Annotated in this window: 16 protein-coding genes; 10 read left to right on the forward strand and 6 right to left on the reverse strand. The window is 72.3% G+C overall.

The window, feature by feature from the left end:
- Nucleotides 1-2: 2 nt before the first annotated feature.
- Nucleotides 3-1535 (reverse strand): aldehyde dehydrogenase (NADP(+)), encoded by a 1533-nt coding sequence (locus ACIQ8J_RS00455; protein WP_403263399.1) that lies wholly within the window; start codon nt 1533-1535, stop codon nt 3-5.
- Between the two features lie 152 nt (nt 1536-1687).
- On the opposite strand from ACIQ8J_RS00455, the gene ACIQ8J_RS00460 reads away from it, so the two are divergent.
- From ACIQ8J_RS00460 to ACIQ8J_RS00475, 4 genes are all read left to right on the forward strand, one after another.
- A complete protein-coding gene (locus tag ACIQ8J_RS00460; RefSeq protein ID WP_403263400.1) occupies nt 1688-2455 on the forward strand; it encodes an IclR family transcriptional regulator in 768 nt (255 codons plus the stop codon).
- An 87-nt stretch (nt 2456-2542) separates the two neighbouring features.
- Nucleotides 2543-3793 (forward strand): sensor histidine kinase, encoded by a 1251-nt coding sequence (locus tag ACIQ8J_RS00465; RefSeq protein ID WP_403263401.1) that lies wholly within the window; start codon nt 2543-2545, stop codon nt 3791-3793.
- Complete coding sequence (locus ACIQ8J_RS00470) at nt 3790-4446, forward strand: response regulator (RefSeq protein ID WP_403263402.1); 657 nt, start codon at nt 3790-3792, stop codon at nt 4444-4446. The genes ACIQ8J_RS00465 and ACIQ8J_RS00470 overlap by 4 nt, the downstream gene beginning before the upstream one ends.
- A 105-nt stretch (nt 4447-4551) precedes the next feature.
- On the forward strand, nt 4552-6012 hold the full coding sequence (locus tag ACIQ8J_RS00475; protein WP_403263403.1) for a peptidoglycan D,D-transpeptidase FtsI family protein: 1461 nt from the start codon (nt 4552-4554) through the stop codon (nt 6010-6012).
- A gap of 64 nt (nt 6013-6076) precedes the next feature.
- Here the strand turns inward: ACIQ8J_RS00475 and ACIQ8J_RS00480 are convergent, their stop codons facing one another.
- On the reverse strand, nt 6077-6865 hold the full coding sequence (locus tag ACIQ8J_RS00480) for an HAD family acid phosphatase (protein ID WP_403263404.1): 789 nt from the start codon (nt 6863-6865) through the stop codon (nt 6077-6079).
- A 185-nt stretch (nt 6866-7050) separates the two neighbouring features.
- On the opposite strand from ACIQ8J_RS00480, the gene ACIQ8J_RS00485 reads away from it, so the two are divergent.
- Nucleotides 7051-8286, forward strand: a complete 1236-nt coding sequence (locus ACIQ8J_RS00485; RefSeq protein ID WP_403263405.1) for an MFS transporter — start codon at nt 7051-7053, stop codon at nt 8284-8286.
- Nucleotides 8287-8353: 67 nt separating this feature from the next.
- Here the strand turns inward: ACIQ8J_RS00485 and ACIQ8J_RS00490 are convergent, their stop codons facing one another.
- Nucleotides 8354-9496 carry a hypothetical protein gene (locus ACIQ8J_RS00490; RefSeq protein WP_403263406.1) on the reverse strand — a complete coding sequence of 381 codons (1143 nt, stop codon included), beginning with the start codon at nt 9494-9496 and terminating at the stop codon, nt 8354-8356.
- A complete protein-coding gene (locus ACIQ8J_RS00495; protein WP_403263407.1) occupies nt 9493-10446 on the reverse strand; it encodes a 5-dehydro-4-deoxyglucarate dehydratase in 954 nt (317 codons plus the stop codon). The genes ACIQ8J_RS00490 and ACIQ8J_RS00495 overlap by 4 nt, the downstream gene beginning before the upstream one ends.
- 260 nt (nt 10447-10706) lie before the next feature.
- Between ACIQ8J_RS00495 and ACIQ8J_RS00500 the strand changes: the two genes are divergently transcribed.
- The 4 genes from ACIQ8J_RS00500 (at nt 10707) to ACIQ8J_RS00515 (ending at nt 14807) form a co-directional block, all read left to right on the forward strand.
- The gene (locus ACIQ8J_RS00500; protein WP_403263408.1) at nt 10707-11516 is read left to right on the forward strand and encodes an NAD-dependent epimerase/dehydratase family protein; all 810 of its coding nucleotides are present in this window, start codon (nt 10707-10709) and stop codon (nt 11514-11516) included.
- Nucleotides 11517-11659: 143 nt separating this feature from the next.
- Complete coding sequence (locus ACIQ8J_RS00505; protein WP_403263409.1) at nt 11660-12859, forward strand: TerD family protein; 1200 nt, start codon at nt 11660-11662, stop codon at nt 12857-12859.
- A 406-nt stretch (nt 12860-13265) separates the two neighbouring features.
- Nucleotides 13266-13430, forward strand: a complete 165-nt coding sequence (locus ACIQ8J_RS00510; protein WP_403263410.1) for a hypothetical protein — start codon at nt 13266-13268, stop codon at nt 13428-13430.
- Nucleotides 13431-13583: 153 nt separating this feature from the next.
- A complete protein-coding gene (locus ACIQ8J_RS00515) occupies nt 13584-14807 on the forward strand; it encodes a beta-ketoacyl-[acyl-carrier-protein] synthase family protein (RefSeq protein ID WP_403263411.1) in 1224 nt (407 codons plus the stop codon).
- A gap of 7 nt (nt 14808-14814) precedes the next feature.
- Here ACIQ8J_RS00515 and ACIQ8J_RS00520 read toward each other — a convergent pair whose 3' ends face one another.
- A complete protein-coding gene (locus ACIQ8J_RS00520; protein ID WP_403263412.1) occupies nt 14815-15405 on the reverse strand; it encodes a TetR/AcrR family transcriptional regulator in 591 nt (196 codons plus the stop codon).
- Between the two features lie 127 nt (nt 15406-15532).
- On the opposite strand from ACIQ8J_RS00520, the gene ACIQ8J_RS00525 reads away from it, so the two are divergent.
- Nucleotides 15533-16972: an MFS transporter gene (locus tag ACIQ8J_RS00525; RefSeq protein WP_403263413.1), complete on the forward strand. Its 1440-nt coding sequence runs from the start codon at nt 15533-15535 to the stop codon at nt 16970-16972.
- A gap of 16 nt (nt 16973-16988) precedes the next feature.
- Here the strand turns inward: ACIQ8J_RS00525 and ACIQ8J_RS00530 are convergent, their stop codons facing one another.
- Entirely contained in the window at nt 16989-18566 is a 1578-nt protein-coding gene (locus ACIQ8J_RS00530) for a TROVE domain-containing protein (RefSeq protein WP_403263414.1), read from the reverse strand.
- Nucleotides 18567-18934: the final 368 nt, after the last annotated feature.

Here is an 18934-nt window from a genome sequence, read left to right on the forward strand (position 1 = left end):
GGTCAGCCGCCGTCGCGGGCGTTCACGCGGCGGGGCAGTCCCAGCGGGTTGTCGTCGCGCAGCTCCGGCGGGAGCAGGGCCTGCGGAGTGCTCTGGTAGGTGACCGGACGCAGCCAGCGTTCGACGGCGGTGGCACCGACCGAGGTCGAGGTGGAGGTGGTCGCCGGGTAGGGGCCGCCGTGGTGCTGGGCGGGGGCGACCGCGACCCCGGTCGGCCAGCCGTCGACCAGGACCCGGCCAGCCAACTGGGTGAGTTCCGCGAGGAGTTGGGCCACCGAGCCGTCGCCCTCCGCTTCGGCGGCGGAGAGCTGGAGGGTGGCGGTGAGGTTGCCGGGCAGGCGGGAGAGCACCGCGCCGATCTCGCTGTCGTCCGCGTACCGGGCGACGACGGTCACCGGGCCGAAGCACTCCTCCAAGAGCAGATCGTGCTCGCCCGCCGCGGCGAGCAGCGCGGCCGGTACGGTCAGGAATCCGCCGCTCACCGTGTGCTCGCCGCCCGCACCGGGCGTGACCGGGGCCCCGACGCCGGGCAGCGCGGCCCGCTCGGCGACCCCGGCGAGGAACGCGTCCCGCATCCGGTGGTCGAGCATCACCCCGGCGTCGGTGTCGCTGACCGCCGCCGTGAGGGCCTTGAGCAGGGCGTCGCCGGCCTCTCCCCGGGGGGCGAGGACGAAGCCCGGCTTGGTGCAGAACTGGCCGACGCCCATGGTCATCGAGGCGCCGAGCCCGGCCCCGATCCGCTCGCCGCGCTCCTCGGCGGCGGCCGCCGTCACCACGACGGGGTTGAGGGAGCCGAGCTCGCCGTGGAAGGGGATGGGCACCGAACGCGCGGCCGCCGCGTCGAACAGGGCCCGCCCGCCGCGCACCGACCCGGTGAACCCGGCGGCCGCCACCAGCGGATGGCGTACGAGCTCGACGCCCGCGGCGAAGCCGTGCACCAGGACCACGACGTCCTCGGGCAGCCCCGCCCGCGCGGCGGCGCGGCGCAGCAGCGAGACGCAGAGTTCGGAGGTGGCCGGGTGGCCGGGGTGCGCCTTCACGACGACGGGGCAGCCGGCCGCGAGCGCGCTCGCGGTGTCGCCGCCGGGCACGGAGAAGGCGAGCGGGAAGTTGGAGGCCGAGTAGACGGCGACGACACCCAGCGGGATCTTGACGCGCCTGAGGTCCGGCCACGGCGGGGTGCGGGACGGGTCCGCGTGGTCGATCCGTACGTCGAGGAAGGAGCCCTCCTCGACGACCCCGGCGAAGGCCCTCAACTGGGCGGTGGTGCGGGCGAGTTCACCGGTGAGCCGGACCGGGCCCAGCGCCGTCTCGGCGTCGGCGGCCTCCACCACGTGTTCGGCGGAGGCGTCCAGGAGGTCGGCCGCGGTGCGCAGGAACACGGCGCGGACGCTCAGGTCGGCCAGCGCCGGGCGGGCGGCCCAGGCGGCCCGGACCGCCTGGTCGACCTCCTCGGGCGTGGCTTCGACCGCAACCTCTTCACGCGGCTTCCCGGTTCGGGGGTCGACACTCCAGACTGGTGCTGCTGTGCTCACCGCATTGTCCTTCCACTGCCGTTCCGCCACTGCCGCCCACCAGTACTTGTTCGCTATTCTGAACAGAGTTCCCGATGCTGAATATGCTGGGACTCTATTGACGGGCGTTCCGCCTTGGCAAGAAGCCTTGGCGAGAAGGAGCGGGGAGCTGCATGTCGGCCGATTCAGGTGGAGCACAGGTCAAGTCCGCGGTGCGGACCGTCGAGTTGCTCGAGTATTTCGCAGGGCGCCCCGGAATGCACTCCCTCGCCGCCGTCCAGGAGCAGGTCGGCTATCCCAAGTCCAGCCTCTACATGCTCCTGCGCACCCTGGTGGAGCTGGGCTGGGTGGAGACCGACGCGACGGGCACCCGGTACGGAATCGGGGTCCGGGCCCTGCTGGTGGGCACCTCGTACATCGACGGCGACGAGGTGGTGGCGGCGGCCCGCCCCACCCTGGACCGCCTCTCCGACGACACCACCGAGACCATCCACCTCGCCCGCCTGGACGGCACGAACGTGGTCTACCTGGCCACCCGCCAGTCCCAGCACTACCTGCGCCCGTTCACCAGGGTCGGCCGTCGCCTGCCCGCCCACTCGACCTCGCTCGGCAAGGCGCTGCTCGCCACCCACAGCGACGAGCAGGTGCGCAAGCTGCTCCCGGAGACCCTCCAGCAGCTCACCGAGCACACCATCACGGACCGCGAGAAGCTCATCGAGGAACTGCACCTCATCCGCGAGCAGGGCTACGCCGTGGACCGCGAGGAGAACACGCTGGGCCTGCGCTGCTTCGGCGTCGCGATCCCGTACCGCACCCCGGCCCGCGACGCGATCAGCTGCTCGGTCCCGGTGGCCCGGCTGACCCCGGCCCACGAACAGATGGTGAAGGACGCCCTGTTCGACGCGAGGGACCGCCTGACACTGGCGACGCGCCGGCTGTGACGGAGCCCGGCGCCTCCCCCGCGCGGCGGAGGCGGATCATCAGGGCGCAGGAGGCGCCGCCCCCGGGCGGCACGGCACGGTGAGGACATGACCGCACGCACCACCTACCCTGTGCAGATGATCATCGGGGTGCGGGCGCGGCACCGCTGGGTCCATCTGGTCCTCGGCGGTGCCCTGTTGATGCCGTACTTCCTGGTGGGTTCCGTCATCGTCGGTTCCTTCACGCACGGCACCAGCGCCTTCGCCTCGTTCCCGCTCGCGCTCCTCGCCTTCGCCGTCGCGCTGCCGTTCGCCGCCGTCTCCGGGCTCGTGCCGATCGCCCGGCCGCTCCTGGTGTTCGGCGTGCGGGCGCTGTGCGGGGTCGATCCCGCGGCGCTGGCCGACGGGCCCGCGCGCTCCCGGGACGCCCGGCTGCGCGCCTCCGCCTGGTACACGCTGCACGTCGCGACGGGCGGGATCCTGAGCGGGATGAGCCTGGCGCTGCCGCCGTTCGCGGTGTTCCTCATCGTCCTTCCCGCCTTCCCGGACCTGCGCGGGACCCCGTACAGCACCTCGGGCCCCCTCTCGACCGGCTGGGGCCTGGCCCTCGCCCCGGTCGCCGGGATCGCGATGCTGCTCGGTCTTGCGGCGTGCTCGGCGGCGGCCGGCTGGCTGCTCGCCCGGCTCGCGCCGGTGCTGCTCGGGCCGACGCCCACCGACCGGCTCGCCGCCGCCGAGCAGCGCGCCGCGGAGCTGGCCGTGCGCAACCGGCTCGCGCGCGAACTGCACGACTCGGTCGGACACGCCCTGAGCGCGGTCACCCTCCAGGCGAGCGCGGCCCGCCGCGTCCTGGACTCCGACCCCGGGTTCGTGCGCGACGCGCTCGCCGCGATCGAGGAGACCACCCGCCGCACGGTCGGCGAACTCGACTCCGTACTGGGCCTGTTGCGCCAGGACGACGAGGGCGGCGACCTCGCGACCCCGGACCTGGCGGCCCTGGAGGGCCTGCTGTCCCGCACCGGCCTGAAGGTGGCGTACACCCTGGAAGGCGATCCGGCAGCCGTGCCCGCGCTGGTCTCGCGCGAGGCGTACCGGATCGTCCAGGAGGGGCTGAGCAACGCCCTTCGCCACGGCGGGAGTTCACCCGTGACACTGCACGTCGCCGTCCGTGGCGGAGAGTTGGAGATGGTGATGGAGAACCCCCTGTCCGATGCCGCGCCCGTGGTGCGGCCGGGAGGCGGCCGCGGACTGCGCGGCATAGCGGAGCGGGCCCGGCTCCTGGGCGGCCGGGCCGAAGCGGGCCCGCGGGACGGCGTGTGGCGGCTCGGCGCCCGCTTCCCGCTGGACGGTGGCCGATGAGCACCGCGATCCGGGTGGTCGTGGCCGACGACGAGCGGATGGTGCGCACGGCGCTGCGGGTGATCCTCGACGCCGAGCCCGGCCTGGAGGTCGTCGGCGAGGCCGCCACGGGCGCGGAGGCCGTCTCGGTCGTCCGGGACAAGCTCCCCGACGTCGTCCTGATGGACGTCCGGATGCCCGAGATCGACGGCATCCGCGCCACCGAGCAGATCCTGGCCACCCTGGCGGCGCCGCCGCGGATCGTGGTGGTCACGACCTTCGAGAACGACAGTTACGTGTACGACGCGCTGCGCGCGGGCGCCGCCGGGTTCCTGCTGAAGCGGGCCGCGGCCGAGGAGCTGATCCAGGCGGTCCGCCTGGTCGCCCGCAGCGATTCGCTCCTCTTCCCGGCGAAGGTCCGCGACCTCGCCGCCCGGCACTCCCCCGGCCGCCCGGCCGCCCCGGCCTGGGCGGCCCGGCTCACCGAGCGCGAGGCGGAGGTGCTGCGGCTGATGACGACGGGCCTCACCAACGCGGAGATCGCGGGCCGCATGCATGTCGGCCCGGCCACGGTGAAGACCCATGTCGCCTCGGTCCTGGCCAAGACGGGCACCCGTGACCGCACCCAGGCGGTGATCGCGGCGTACGAGTCGGGCTTCGTACGGCCGCGATGAAGCCCTCCCGCGCGCCCTGCTGGAGCCCTCCCGCCCGATGAATGTTTCCTGAGAAACCGGGGCAACCGGAACTTCCCGCTCCCGCCCGGCCGTCTTGCGTTCGGGATGAACAAGACAATCAGGCACGCCTCGGTCTTCTGCCTGCTGATGGTGCTCGCCCTCCTCGGACGAGCCACCTATGTGCAGTTCTACAAAGGCCAGGCCCTCGCGGACGACAAGCTGAACCGGCGGAACACCATCGCGGAGTACGCGCAGCCGCTCGGGGACATCATCGTGGCCGGCTCGCCGGTCACCGGCTCGGAGAGGAAGAACAGCGGCGATCTCGCTTATCAGCGCAGCTACAAGGACGGGCCGATGTACGCGCCCGTCACCGGCTTCGCCTCACAGGTGTACGGATCGACCCAGCTGGAGGGGATCTACTCCAAGGTCCTCGACGGCAGCGACCCGCGCATGCAGAACCCGTTCGACGCGATCACGCGGCAGCGCGCGGCCGGCGGCGACGTCCTGACCACCATCGACCCGGCCGTGCAGAAGGCCGGGTACACGGCGCTCGGCGGCAAGGAGGGCGCGGCGGTCGCGATGGACCCGAAGACCGGCCGCATCCTCGGCATGGTCTCCACCCCGTCGTACGACCCGTCGAAGATCGCGGGTTCCTCGTCGGCGGACGGCGACGCGTGGAAGCAGCTGTCCGAGGACAAGAGCCAGCCGATGCTCAACCGGGCCCTGCGCCAGCCGCTGGCACCGGGCTCCACCTTCAAGCTGGTGGTGGCATCTGCGGCGCTGGAGAACGGGCTCTACTCCTCGATCGACGACAGGACGGCGAGCCCCAACCCGTACCGGATGCCGGGCACGACGACCGATCTGCGCAACGAGTCGGCGTCCGCGCCCTGCGAGAACGCCTCGATCCGCACGGCGCTCGAATACTCCTGCAACAACGTCTTCGGCAAGATGGCCGTGGACCTGGGCCAGGACAGGGTGCGGGCGATGGCCGAGAAGTTCGGCTTCAACGACGCCGCGCTGGATGTGCCCGTACGCGCCGCGGCGAGTGTGTATCCGAAGAACATGAACCCGTCGTCCACGGCCCTGTCGGGCATCGGCCAGTTCGATGTGACCGCGACGCCGATGCAGATGGCCATGGTGTCGGCCGCCATCGCCAACGACGGTGTGCTGTCGTCGCCGCACATGGTCTCGAAGGTCACCGACTCCAAGGGCACCACGCTCCAGTCGTACCCGGACTCCGAAGGCAAGCGGATCCTGTCCTCGAAGACGGCGCAGCAGATGTACAGCGCCATGGTCTCGGTGGTCACCGACGGCACCGCGTCCAACGCGAAGACGGACGGTCTGGAGGTCGGCGCCAAGACCGGCACGGCGCAGCACGGCGTGGACAACTCCAAGAAGCCGTACGCCTGGTTCACCTCGTTCGCCAAGGACCCGAAGACCGGCAAGGAGGTCGCGGTCGCCGTGGTCATCCAGGACTCCGACGCCGAGCGCTCCGAGGTCAGCGGCAACGGCCTGGCGGGCCCGGTCGCCCAGGCGATGATGAAGGCCGCCCTGGCTTCCCCGTGAGACACCGGCTCCAAGGCCCGGTCCGGGGCGCGCGGAACGGCGCGCGCCCCGGACCGGAGCGTGATCAGGGCAGGAAGTACATCGGGTTCGGGATCTTGTACGTCTTGTCGGCGTAGCCGCCCGAGAGATCGGTGTACTGGTCGCCGAGGTTGGCGACGATGTTGTAGCCGAGCGACTCGATGTGCTTGCGGGTACCCGCCTTGTAGTCGACGGTCGAACAGGTCCAGGTGGGCTTTCCGCAGCTCAGGTACGCCGGCGGGTTGGCCTTGTCCTTGAGGAAGAAGTGCGCGGCGTCGACCGGCACGGCGTAGCCCGCCCTGGTGAGGTTGGCGGCGCTGGCGTCCCGCTGGGTGGCGTCGCGGCCGGTGAGGAAGAAGACCGTGACACCGTTCTTGGCCGCGTAGTTGACCAGGTCCGGCATGCCGAACACGGCTATCGACTGCGCACGCTGCACATAGGCGTTGAAGGCGGCCGCGTTGTAGGCGAAGCCGTTCTTCTTCTCGAAGTCGTACGTCAGCAGCGTGGTGTCGTCGACGTCGAGCACGATGGCGGGCTTACGGCCGTCCCGCCCCGGGTGCTCGGCGGCGTGCTTGATCTGCCGCTTGGCACGGGCCTCGATCTCCGCGACCTGCTTGGCGTAGTTGCTGGTGGGCGAGGCCTGGTAGTTCCCGGCGGCGTCCGCCGTACCGCCGTAATACGCGTTGATCTTGTCTTCGACCTTGGTGATGTTGGGGATCTCGCGGTCCGACTTCGGCGCCGCGTTGTCGGCGGTGGCCGCGCCGACTCCGTAGAAGGCGACACCGGTGACGGCGAGCGCAGCGGCGGCGGCTGCGGTTTTGGTGAGAGTACGCATGGTCGCTTGTCTACGCGCATCACACGCGCCCCGCCAGGGGAAACGTCAAAAACGTTGCCGCACTGTGTCCTGCCGCGGCGGGGCGGAAGTGCCCGGTCTGCGCCCTTGACTAGGAAGCGGGCGCGCGCACTCGTAGGGAATCCGCCCGATCCGCGGGGGCGTGCCTATTGGCCACATTGGACGCCGTGAAACATGCAGAGAAGTGGGCAGTCGGACGTGTCCTTGGCGACCGGAACGCCGGGCTCTTCCTGACCGGTGTGGTCGTCTCGGGCTTCGGCTCGTCCGCGATGTGGCTGACGTCCGGCATCTGGGTCAAGTCGCTTACCGGCTCGGACAGTCTGGCGGCGCTGACGGTGTGCGCGATGTGGCTGCCGACGCTGGCCGGCCCGGCGCTCGGCACGGTCGCGGATCGGGTGCGCCGCCGTCCCCTCCTGGTGACGGCCAACCTGACGATGGCGGTCCTGCTCCCGCTGCTCCTCGCCGCGAACTCCCGCGACCGGATCTGGCTCCTGTTCGCCGTGCTGGTGCTGTACGGAGTGAACGGCGTCGTCCAGGACGCGGCCGAGGCCGCGCTGGTGGCCACGGCCCTGGACGAGGATCTGCTCGGCGACTTCAACGGGCTGCGGATGACGGCCAACGAGGGCATGAAACTGCTCGCCCCGCTCGCGGGCGCCGGCCTGTACGCGCGCTGCGGCGGCCCGGCGGTGGCCCTGCTGGACGCGACCACCTTCGTCCTGGCGGGCGGAGTCTTCGCGCTGATCCGGGTGCGCGAGCAGCACCGTCCCCGTACCCGGTCCGTGAGCTGGAGGGCCGAAACGGCGGAAGGCATACGCCACTTGTGGCACTCGCGGACCCTGCGCCCGCTCGTCCTGGCCGGGGCGGCGACGATGTTCCTGGCGAGCCTGAGCAGTTCGGCGCTGTACGCGGTGGTCGACAAGGGGCTCGGCCATGCACCCGGGTTCATCGGGGTGCTGTACGCCGTGCAGGGCGCGGGGTCGGTGACCGTCGGACTGCTCGCCGGGCCGCTGCTGCGGCGGCTGCCCGCGCGGGTGTTCGGGGCGGCGGGGACCGGGGTGTTCGCGGTCGCGGTGTGCCTGCGCGCGCTGCCCTCGGACGGGGTGGCGCTCGCGTGCGCCTTCGCCGTGGGGGCGGGGCTGCCGTGCGTGCTGATCGCGACGCTGACGTCGGTGCAGCGGGCGACTCCGTCGGCGCTGCTCGGCCGCACCGCGGCCACGGCGAACACCCTGCTGTTCGCCCCGAACGCGGTTGCGCTGGCGCTGGGTTCGGGATTGGTGGCGGTGGCGGACTTCCGGGTGACGCTGCCGGTGATGGGGGCGGCGGGCCTGGTGGTGGCGGGGTGGCTGCTTCCCCGGACCCCCCAGGTTTCAGCCGAGGCAAGTTCAGGCCCCTCCGGCTGTTGAGGAGCGGGGTCCGGGGCAGAGCCCCAGTTCGGGAAGGGGCGGGTAGGGGACTGGCGCCGCAGGCCTCCTACCCCACCACCCCCGACCTCCGCACCGCCTCAAGGTCCGCCTCGGACGCCAACCCCGCGTGGTAGAGCCGGAGTTCCGTCGCCCCCAGCGACACCGCCCGCCCCGCGTCCTCGGCCAGCGACCCGGGCCGACCCCCCATCCCCGACACCACGGTGAAGTTCGCGGCCAGCACAGCCCCCTGGTCGGCACACCCGGCAAAGGGCTCCAGCAGCCCCGCCCCGCCCGTGCAGGGCACCACCACCCCGTCGGCCACGCCGAGGATGTGCGCCGGGTCCACTCCCGCGTTGGGCCCGCAGTGGTGGGCCGCCGGGTCGGCGTGCAGCAGCACCTGGAACCCCGCGCGAGCCCGCCCCCGTACCGCCGCGACGGCCGAATCCTGGAGGGTCCGGGCGGTACGTGCGCGGAACTCCAGGGTGGCCGCGAGCAGTTCGGCGCCGGACGCGCCCACCGCCCCGCCCCGCCACACCGGATCCAGCGCGCCCCGCACCCCCTCCCTCAACTCCCCTTCCTCCAGACCGACTTCGGCATACCCCTCCCCGCACGCGGCGCAGAAGCACAGCGACATCAAGTACTGCGCGATGTCGTCCAGAGCCACGCCCGCGATCTTGTCGTGGGCGTGCAGATGCGCCAGCCCGTACCAGCCGCAGGACTCCAGTTCCGTGCCGGACGCGCCGGGGCGCGCCGCCGCCTCGGCCGCCAGCGCGACGAGGAAGGAGCGGACCCGGGGCTGGGCGATGCACGGCGCCCAGGGGTAGCGGTCGCCGTACGCGTTGACGACCGAGGTCGCGGGGTGTTCCGCGCCGAGCCGGGAGTTGTGCGCCAGCACCACCCAGGAGTGGACGTCGAGCCCCGCCGCGGCCAGGGCCTCGGCGGCCCGGCCGAACGCATCGCCAGGCGCCCAGGGGCCGGCCGGAAAGGGCCTCAACTCCCGCCTCCTCCAGAACAGTTCGTCCGGCGGGTACAGCACGGCCGCGTACTCGGCCGTGACGACGCGGTGGCGGGGATGGCGTGGTGTCAGGGCCCGCGTCGAGTGGTAGGCGGAGGCGAGGGTCACCTGACGGACGCCGAGGTCCGCGATGCGGGCCGGGGCGTCGGGATCACCGAGGACGTCCCAGGGGTAGAGGAACGCCGAGGTCTTCACGCGCCCGCCCCGAGCCCGTCCGGGGCCAGCAGCGCCCGCCCCCGTTCGATCAGCGCGGCGAGCTGCTTGACGTGTTGGGCGTCGGGCTCGCTCAGCGGCGGCCGGACCTCGCCGACCTCCAGACCGCCGAGCCGCACGCCCGCCTTGACCAGCGAAACGGCGTATCCGCGGCCCTGGTTGCGTAGCTCCACGAGCGGTACGAAGAACCCGTCGAGGAGGCGGTTGGCGGTTGCGTCGTCGCCCGAGTCGAGGGCCCGGTGGAAGGCCAGCGCGATGTCGGGCGCGAAGCAGAACACGGCTGAGGAGTACCGGGTGATGCCGATGCCGCGGTAGGCGAGGCCGGTGAGTTCGGCGGTGGGCAGCCCGTTGAAGTACAGCGGGTCGAGTCCCGCCGCGCGCACGGTGCTGACGATGCGCTGCATCAGGTCGAGGTCGCCGTGACCGTCCTTGAAGCCGATGATGCCGTCGACCCGGGCGAGCGCGACGGCGGTCTCGGGGGTCAGGATCGCGTTGTCGCGCTGGTAGACGATGACGTCGAGCCGGGTGGCCGCGGCCAGTTCGGTGTAGTGGCTCAGCAGTCCCGCCTGGTCGGCGACGACGAGGTAGGGGGGCATCGCGAGCAGCCCGTCGGCGCCGGCCTCCTCGGCGAGCCGGGCGTAGTGGACGGCGAGGGCGGTGCCGTATCCGGCGCCGGCGACCACCGGGACGCGGCCCGCCGCCTCCTCGACGGCCGCGGCTACGCAGGCGCGGAACTCCTGCGGGGTCAGGGCGTGGAACTCCCCCGTGCCGCAGCAGGCGAACACGGCGGCCGCACCCGCCTCGATCCCGTTCCTCACGTGCACGCGGAAGGTGTCCAGGTCGAGGGAGCCGTCCGGCCCGTACGCCGTCACGGGGAAGAACAGCGGTCCGCCGACGTGAGCGAGACGGGCGGCGAGCGGGGCTGAGGTCACGGGCTGCTCCCTGAACAAGGCCGTCGTGCACAATTCTGACTGACGTCTATATTTCTGAACGCCGCCACGCTAAGCCAGCCCACTGGCGCCGGTCAAGACGGACAGCCCCGGCGGACAGGCGAATTCGACGCCTCCGCGCGCCACTTGACGGGGTTCGGCCGCACTCCCTAGCGTGTCCACGCATGTGAATTACGTCCATGGATGGATCAGGCCGATGACCTGGGGCTCTCCTGGACCGCCCCGAGCACCGAGGAGAGCCCGTGCCCGTCCCCCGCACCGTCCTGCTGACCGGCGCCGCCGGCGGACTCGGCACCCTGATGCGCGGGCTGCTCCCGGCCTACGGATACGAGCTGCGGCTCCTGGACGTGCTGCCCATCCCCGGCGAGCCGGGCGCGATCACCGCCGACCTCGCCGACAAGGACGCGCTGCGCGAGGCCGTCCGCGGCGTGGACGCGGTCCTGCACCTCGCCGGCATCTCCCTCGAAGCCTCCTTCGACAAGATCGTCCGGGCCAACATCGAAGGCACGTACAACCTTTACGAGGCCGCTCGCGAGGAGGGCGCACGGCGGATCGTCTTCGCCTCCTCCAACCACGCGGTCGGCTTCACGCCCCGCCCGCAGGGCGCGGACCCGCTGATTCCGGTCGCCACTCCGCACCGCCCCGACACCTTCTACGGCCTGTCCAAGGCCTTCGGCGAGGACCTCGCGCAGCTCTACTGGGACAAGCACGGGCTGGAAACCGTGTCCGTACGCATCGGCTCCTGCTTCCTGGAGCCCGCATCCGTACGGATGCTGTCGATCTGGATGAGCCCCGGCGACGGGGCCCGGCTCTTCCACGCCGCGCTCACCGCCGAGCGGGTCGGGCACACCGTGGTGTACGGCTCCTCCGCCAACACCCGCCTGTGGTGGGACCTTTCATCGGCGCGGGCGCTCGGATACGAGCCGCGGGACGACTCCGAGCAGTACGCCGGGAAACTCCTCGCGCAGCAGGGCGAGCTCGACCCGGACGACCCGGGGCACGCGTGCCTCGGCGGCCATTTCACCACCGACCCGCCGATGTGGCCGCACTGAAAGCTCGTGGCCGGGCGGCGGGGCCCGGACCCATTGGCCCGATCGGCCGCCGCCGGAACGCCCCTCGCGCCCTCTGACACAACCCTGACGGCATTGGGCCGAGGTTCAAGGAACCGCAAAGCGGCGCCGCTCGTTCCCGGGGCATGACCGCAATGACCCCCGGCTCGAACCTCCCGCTCCCGACCGGCCGCGTGACGGTGGATGTCGCCGCTCCCGTGCGGCTCGACGTCTCGGGCCTGCTGCTCACCGCCGACGGCAAGGTCCGCTCGGACGACGACTTCATCTTCTACAACCAGCCGCAGGGCCCCGGTGTCACCCACCGCTCCGGCGGCGGCACCGCGCCCGACGCGATGGTTGTGGACACCTCCGCCGTGCCGCCCGGCATCGAGAAGATCGTGGTCACCGCGAGCCCGGACGCGGCGGGCCAGACCTTCCAGGGCATCGAGCCCACGGCCACTCTGCGCAACGCCGACGACGGCAGCGTGATCGCCTCGTTCACCCCGCCCCAACTGGGTGCCGAGACGGCCCTGGTGGTCATGGAGATCTATCTGCGCGGCGGCGCGTGGAAGGCCCGCGCGGTCGGCCAGGGGTACGCCGACGGCCTCGCCGGGATCGCCACGGACTTCGGCGTCTCGGTCGAGGAGCAGCCCGCGGCACCGGCCGCCGCGCCCCCGATGCCGTCCGCGCCCCCGGCCGACCCGCGCCTGACCGCGCCCGCCCCGGCGGCGCCCCCGGCCCCGCCCGCCCCCGCCCCTGTGGGCAGCGGAAAGGTCAACCTGGACAAGGGCCGGGTCAGCCTCCAGAAGAACCAGACGGTGTCGCTGGTCAAGGCCGGCCGCCCACTGCTCACCCAGGTCAAGATGGGCCTGGGCTGGGAGCCCGCGTACGGCGGCCGGGACATCGACCTGGACGCGTCGGTGATCGCCTACGGCCCGGAGCGCAACCACCTGGACAGCTGCTACTTCGGCAAGCTCTCCATCCTGAACGGCGCCATCAAGCACTCCGGCGACAACCTGACGGGCGAGGGCGCGGGCGACGACGAGGTGATCGTGGTCGACCTCGGCCGCGTCCCCGCCGAGGCCACCGGCCTGGTCTTCACGGTCAACTCCTTCTCGGGCCAGAAGTTCACCGAGGTCGCCAAGGCCTACTGCCGCCTGATCGACGCGGCGAGCGGCGAGGAACTGGTCCGCTTCGACCTGACGGGAGCGGAGCCGCAGACCGGGGTCCTGATGGCCAAGTTGATCAGGCAGTTCTCCGGAGAGTGGGAGATGACCGCCCTGGGCACCTTCGCGAAGTCCCGCACGGTCCGCGGCATGGTCAAGCCGGGGGCGGAGGCGCTGTAGGTTTCCCCAGATCGGCGCGCCCCCGGCCGCCACCACGGGAACGGCGGCAGCCGGGGCGCCATGTCAGGCCTTCGACGCGATGACGAACCCTCGCTGAGGCCTCAGGGTCAGACCGGCGTTCCCGGCGGCCTCCTGCCGTGCACGCATCTCAGCGACGAGGCGCGCGTAGCGGGGGTCGTGCCCGCGGTCCGCGGCGACCGAGACGAGTTCCTCGGCCGGAACGCGCCACGGCTCTGCGTCGACCGTGCAGCCCGTGACTTCGATGAGGGACGCCGTCCGGTCGATGACGGTTTGCGTCTGACGTCGTCCTGTTCGCGTTGATGGCGGGGACGGCCGTGGAACGACTCCCGAATTCCCCGCTCCATGGCCTACGTTGGCGCCCTCACCACTCAATTTGGGGGTCACCGTGCGCTTGTTCTGGGTCCTGCTCGCCCTGCTCCTCACCCTGCTGACCGTCGGGGGGCTGATCAGCGCGACGAAGACCTCCGACCCGGTCGGCGCGGTCGGCGACCTCGTCATCAGCTGCCTCGTCGGCTGGGGCGCCCTGGGCAGTTGGAGGCGGGCCCGGTGACAGCGGATGCCCCCGCCGTCCGAAGGCAGCGGGGGCAGCGCAGGGAGCAGTCGATGAACCTCATCCATCTGTAGAGACCCCACAACCCCCGCAGGACAAATCGCTACCCCCACCTCATCCACGCACACCACCTCCGACTGACAGAGTCGAGGCATGAGTGATCTTGGAGAAGTACTCGTCACCGGGCTCGGCGCGATCACCCCGCTCGGCGCGGACACCGCCACCACCTGGGCGGGGATGCTGGCCGGTACGTCCGGTGCGGGGCTGATCGGGGAGGACTGGGCTCTTGGGCTGCCGGTGCGGGTGGCCGCCGGGCTGCCCGTGGACCCGGTCTCGCTGCTCGGCCGGACAGAGGCGCGCAAGCTTGATCGATGTGAACAACTCGCCCTGATCGGATCCCGCGAGGCCTGGCAGGACGCGGGCGCCCCCGAGGTGGCCCCGGAGCGGCTCGCCGTGGTGATCGGCACCGGCACCGGGGGCGTCCTGACCACGCTGGGCCAGGACGACACGTTCGAGAAGAGCGGGGCCCGGCGGCTGTCCCCGTACGCCGTGCCGATGCTCATGCCGAACGGGCCCGCCGCCTGGGTGTCCATGGAGCTCGGCGCGCAGGGCGGGGCCCGGACGCCGGTCAGCGCGTGCGCGTCGGGGGCCGAGGCGATCGCGATGGGCCTGGACCTGATCCGCGCGGGGCGGGCCGACGTGGTGGTGGCCGGCGGCACCGAGGCCTGTCTGCATCCGTTCACGATCGCCGCGTTCGCGCAGATGAAGGCGCTGTCGACGCAGGACAAGGACCCGGAGTCGGTGTCCCGGCCGTTCGACGCCGACCGCAGCGGTTTCGTCATGGGCGAGGGCGCGGGTCTGCTCGTGCTTGAGCGGGCCGAGTTCGCGCGGGCGCGACGGGCGCGGGTGTACGGATCGGTGGCCGGTGCCGCCGTCACGTCCAGTGCGGACCACATCACGGCCTCGGACGTGGCCGGTCAGGTCCGGGCGATCGAATCGGCGCTGCGGGACGCCCGGTTGGGCCCCTCGGACATCGGCGTGGTGCACGCGCACGCCACCTCCACCCCCTCGGGCGACCTCGCCGAGGCCGAGGCGGTGGCTCGGGCGATCGGTACGCACCCGGTGGTCACGGCCACCAAGTCGATGACGGGGCACATGCTGGGCGCCTCCGGCGCGGTGGGCGCGATCGCGGCGCTGCTCGCGCTGCGCGACGGCACCGTGCCCGCCACCCGCAACCTGGACAACCTCGACCCGGCGGTCACGCTCGACGTGGTCGCGGGCCACAGCCGTACCGGCTCCTGGGGCGCGGCGCTCGCCAACTCCTTCGGGTTCGGCGGCCACAACGTGAGCCTGGTCCTGGGGAAGGCCTCCTCCTGAGACTCCCTCAGACCGGCGGCCTGATGCCTTCGAGCAGCAGCGTCAGATAGCGGCCCACGTCCTCGGTGCCGCCCTGCGACAGTTCGGCGGCGGTGGCGAGGGCGTGGGTGAGGCGCAGGAGTTCGGTGCGCTTGAGGTCGCGGCGGACCGCGCCCGCGTCCTGGGCTGCGGACAGCAGCCGGTCGGCGGCGGCCTTGAGCTTCTCGCTGCACTTCGACATGACCGCCGAACTGCCGTCCGTGACGGCCGCGCCGAGCAGCGCCTTGAGCCCCCGGATGCGGATCATCTGCTCGGCGAGCTCACGCAGCCACAGGGTGAGCGCCTCACCCGGATCCGGTCCCGCCCCCAACTCGTCGGCGCGGGCGGCGATTTCCTCGATGCTGTCCACGTAGACGCCTTCGAGGAGCGCCTGCCGGGTCGGGAAGTGCCGGTAGAGCGTGCCGGATCCGACGCCCGCGCGCTTGGCGATGTCGTCGAGCGAGGCCTGTTCACCGCGTTCCGCGAAGGCGATCGCAGCCTCTTTCAGGATGGCCTCGTAGTTGCGCCGGGCGTCCGCCCGCATCGGCTTGGCCGCGGCACCCGCTCCCGCCTGCGCCATTTCAGAACTCCTTGCCAACCGGGGACTGTCTCCGTATCTTACCTGACATCAAACGGAGACACTCCCCGGTTTGCGGGCGGTTCGTGCTGCCCGCACCCAACCGGGGTATTCCCACCGGGAGTTGAACATGTCGACCACGCCCGCCGCCCCTTCCACCGCACCCCCCGGCCAGGCGCCGGCCGGGGCGCGGCGGACCGGACGCCCCGGCGCCGTACTCGCCGTCATCGTCACCGCCTACCTGATGGTCGGCGTCGACTCCACCGTCATCAACGTCGCCCTGCCCGACATCCAGCGCGATCTACACTTCGGCCCCGCCGCGCTGTCCTGGGTGCTCAACGCCTACACCCTCACCTTCGGCGGACTGCTCCTGCTCGGCGGCCGGATCGGCGACATCGCCGGGCGCCGCCGCACCCTCACCGTCGGCGTCACCGTCTTCGCCCTCGCCTCCCTGCTCGGCGGGCTCGCGGGCGACAGCGGCTGGCTGCTCGCGGCCCGCGCGCTCCAGGGCGTCGGCTCGGCGCTCACCGCCCCCAGCACGCTCGCCCTGATCACCACCAACTTCGAGGAGGGCCCGCGCCGCAACCACGCCCTCTCCATCTACACCTCGGTCGCCTCCGTCGGCGCGTCCCTCGGCCTGGTGCTCGGCGGCGCGCTCACGGCCTGGGCGTCCTGGCGCTGGGCCCTGCTGATCAATGTGCCGATCGGCACCGCGGTGGCGCTCGCGCTGCCCCGCTTCGTCCGCGAGACCCCGCGCCGCGCGGGCCACTTCGACGCGGCGGGAGCGGTCACCGGCACCGCCGGAATGACCGCCCTCGTGTACGCCTTCGTACGCGTCGCCGAAAGCGGCTGGAGCGACGCGCTCGCCCAACTCTCCTTCGCTGCGGCCGGGTTGCTCCTCGCGCTCTTCGTGTACGTCGAGTCGCGGGCCCGCCAGCCCATCGCCCCGCTGAGGCTCTTCGCCGACCGCAACCGGGCGGGCGCCTACCTCGACATCCTGCTGCTGCCCGCGGGGATGTTCGGCGCGTTCTTCTTCCTCACGCAGTACGTCCAACACGCGCTCGGCTACGGCCCGTTGGAGGCGGGGCTCTCCTTCCTTCCGCTCACCCTCGCGATGTTCACCGTGCTGCGGTTCGTGCCGGGACTGCTCCAGCGCCACGGCCCGAAGCCCGTCCTGGTCACCGGGATGACCCTGATCACCGTCGCGGCCCTCTGGCTCACCCGGCTCAGCCCCACCGGCTCGTACGCCGGCGGGCTGCTCGGTCCGATGCTGGTGCTCGGGACCGGGGTGGGCCTGAGCTTCATGCCGCTCAACGCGACGATCCTGACCGGGGTCACCCCCGACCAGGCCGGTGCCGCGTCCGGACTGCTCCAGACCCTTCAGTGGCTGGGCGGCACGCTGGGCCTCTCGGTCCTGGTGACGGTCGCGGGCACGGCCACGCGGCACTCGTCCGGCAGCCCGGCGGAGCTGCTGACGCTGGGCGCGACGAGTGCGTTCGGCGTGGGGGCGGGGATCGCACTCGCCGCGGTGGTGGTGGCCGCGGTGGTGATCCGGGGGCGGCGGCGTTAGCCCCCTGAGAGGAGGATCAGGCCGCCGCCCACGGCCAGTTGGCGCTGCGGCCCGCCTCCAGCAGGGGGATCATGCGGAACGCCGCGTCCGTCAGGCCCGCGAAGACGTGCCGGTTCGCGTCGCCCGACGGGCCGTGGCCGACCCGGTAGCCCGCCAGGTTCCAGGTGTACACGGGCACCTCGGCCGGAACGAGCGCGGTCGGGTCGCCGCCGTAGGACGTCTGCTCGTCCGTCACGATCAGCACCCGGTCGTGGCCCTGGTAGTGCTTTCGCACCGCCTCGGCGGTGTTCGTGCCGCCCAGGTCGCCGAAGCGGCCCAGGACCTTCAGGACGGACTCCCCCGCCCGGTACTCCACCGGCGCGCTGCCCGTGCCGAATTCCACGAGGTCCGCGTCGGCGGCCCGCAGCGCCAGCGCCGTACCGAAGACCGCGGCGGCGTCCGCCCGGTTGAGCTGGGAACGCTCCGACAACGGCGACCACATCGAGCCCGAACGGTCCACCAGGACCAGCGTCCGGCCGCCGAGCGCGGGCACGTTGGCCAGCGAGTGGCCGAGCGCCTGCTCCAGCGGGTACGCCCAGCGCAGCGACGGGGCGTGCCGGTACGCGGCGAGGTAGCGGAAGGGGAACTGCCGTGACCGGGCGACGACTTCGGGATCGGAGATCTTCGCGGCCACCTCCGCCGCCACCTCGTCCGAGACGCCCGCCTCGTCGAAGTTGCGGAGGTTGCGCACCAGCGCCATCGCACCCATCGACGGGATGACCGCCTCCCAGGCCGCCCTGTCCATCGGCCCCTGCAGCCAGCCCGCGAGCGCCTCCCAGGTCAGGCCCGCCGCGGCGAGCCGCTCGGCCCCGTCGGGGGCGAGGACGACGGCCCGGCGCTCCTCGACGGGCAGCGCCATCAGCGCCCGGTGGGCGGTCAGCACGCGGTCCCCGGCCGGCGGCACCGCGGTGTCGGGGTTGTGCCGGCGGTCGAGCGCGTACCGGAACAGTTCGCCCTGCCCCGGCTTGGCCGGGTCGGGCGCGGCGTGCACCAGGTTGAGGATGTCGCCGAAGCGGTAACCCTTCGACTGGGTGTCGTACTTGAGCAGCGACTTCGCGCTGTAGAGGCGGCGTACGGCATCGGCTGTCCCGCGCTTCACCGGCTTGGGGACGGCGCGGCCGTACGTCGACGCCCAGTATCCGAGCAGTTCGCCCGGCTCGTCGGGGCGCAGCAGCACCGAGGCGACGACCTGCTGGTTGGCGGGGCCGTCCGAAGTGCCCGCGTCCAGGCGTGCCTTGACGTACTCGGCGGCGCCGACGATCGCGGCGGTGCGCAGTCCGCCCTCGCCGCGCAGCCAGCCGAGCAGTCCCGCGGTCCACTCGGGATCCTCGACGGCGAGCTCGCGCACCAGCGCCGCGAACCGGTCGTCGCGGGCCGCGCCGGTCTCGTAAAAGGTGTTCTGCGCAACGAAGTTGGCGACGGCGAGGACGAAGAGTTCCGACTTGGCGTCCCGCAGGTGGCCCGCGCCGCCCTCGTGCGTGAGGGCGGTACGGCCGGTGGACGCCACCGGCGAGGTGGTGCGCGTCCGGGTGGCGCGCAGGTTGAACCGAGCCATGGTGAATGGCCTCCCGAGATCGAATTCGGCGACGGCGGATTTCATGCGAAGAAGTAGCCGCGGCCTGCGCACCGGGAGGTGCACAAACGGATGAAGTGTTGGGTGTCCAGAGAACTGGGCGGCGGAACCGACGTGTTGGCGCTCTGCCCCTGAGCTACACCGGTACGTGCACCGGCGGCGGGATTCGAACCCGCGGCCTCCCCATTCGGAGTGGAAGTAGGTCCTGCCTGCGCACCTGGACGAGAACGACCTTAGGCGGAGGGCCTGATGGCGCGCCAAGTATTTTCGGAGCGGGCCGATGGAAATCAAAAGGCCGCCCGGAGGCCTCGGCCTCCGGGCGGCCCGGATTCGGACGCGGGATTCAGCCG

The organism is Streptomyces sp. NPDC094147 (assembly GCF_044764265.1).
Lineage (GTDB): Bacteria > Actinomycetota > Actinomycetes > Streptomycetales > Streptomycetaceae > Streptomyces.

Coding starts and splice junctions, on each gene's coding strand:
- ACIQ8J_RS00460 (WP_403263400.1), top strand. CDS start 1,688: ATGTCGGCCGATTCAGGTGGAGCACAGGTCAAGTCCGCGGTGCGGACC.
- ACIQ8J_RS00465 (WP_403263401.1), top strand. CDS start 2,543: ATGACCGCACGCACCACCTACCCTGTGCAGATGATCATCGGGGTGCGG.
- ACIQ8J_RS00470 (WP_403263402.1), top strand. CDS start 3,790: ATGAGCACCGCGATCCGGGTGGTCGTGGCCGACGACGAGCGGATGGTG.
- ACIQ8J_RS00475 (WP_403263403.1), top strand. CDS start 4,552: ATGAACAAGACAATCAGGCACGCCTCGGTCTTCTGCCTGCTGATGGTG.
- ACIQ8J_RS00480 (WP_403263404.1), bottom strand. CDS start 6,865: ATGCGTACTCTCACCAAAACCGCAGCCGCCGCCGCTGCGCTCGCCGTC.
- ACIQ8J_RS00505 (WP_403263409.1), top strand. CDS start 11,660: ATGACCGCAATGACCCCCGGCTCGAACCTCCCGCTCCCGACCGGCCGC.
- ACIQ8J_RS00515 (WP_403263411.1), top strand. CDS start 13,584: ATGAGTGATCTTGGAGAAGTACTCGTCACCGGGCTCGGCGCGATCACC.
- ACIQ8J_RS00520 (WP_403263412.1), bottom strand. CDS start 15,405: ATGGCGCAGGCGGGAGCGGGTGCCGCGGCCAAGCCGATGCGGGCGGAC.
- ACIQ8J_RS00525 (WP_403263413.1), top strand. CDS start 15,533: ATGTCGACCACGCCCGCCGCCCCTTCCACCGCACCCCCCGGCCAGGCG.
- ACIQ8J_RS00530 (WP_403263414.1), bottom strand. CDS start 18,566: ATGGCTCGGTTCAACCTGCGCGCCACCCGGACGCGCACCACCTCGCCG.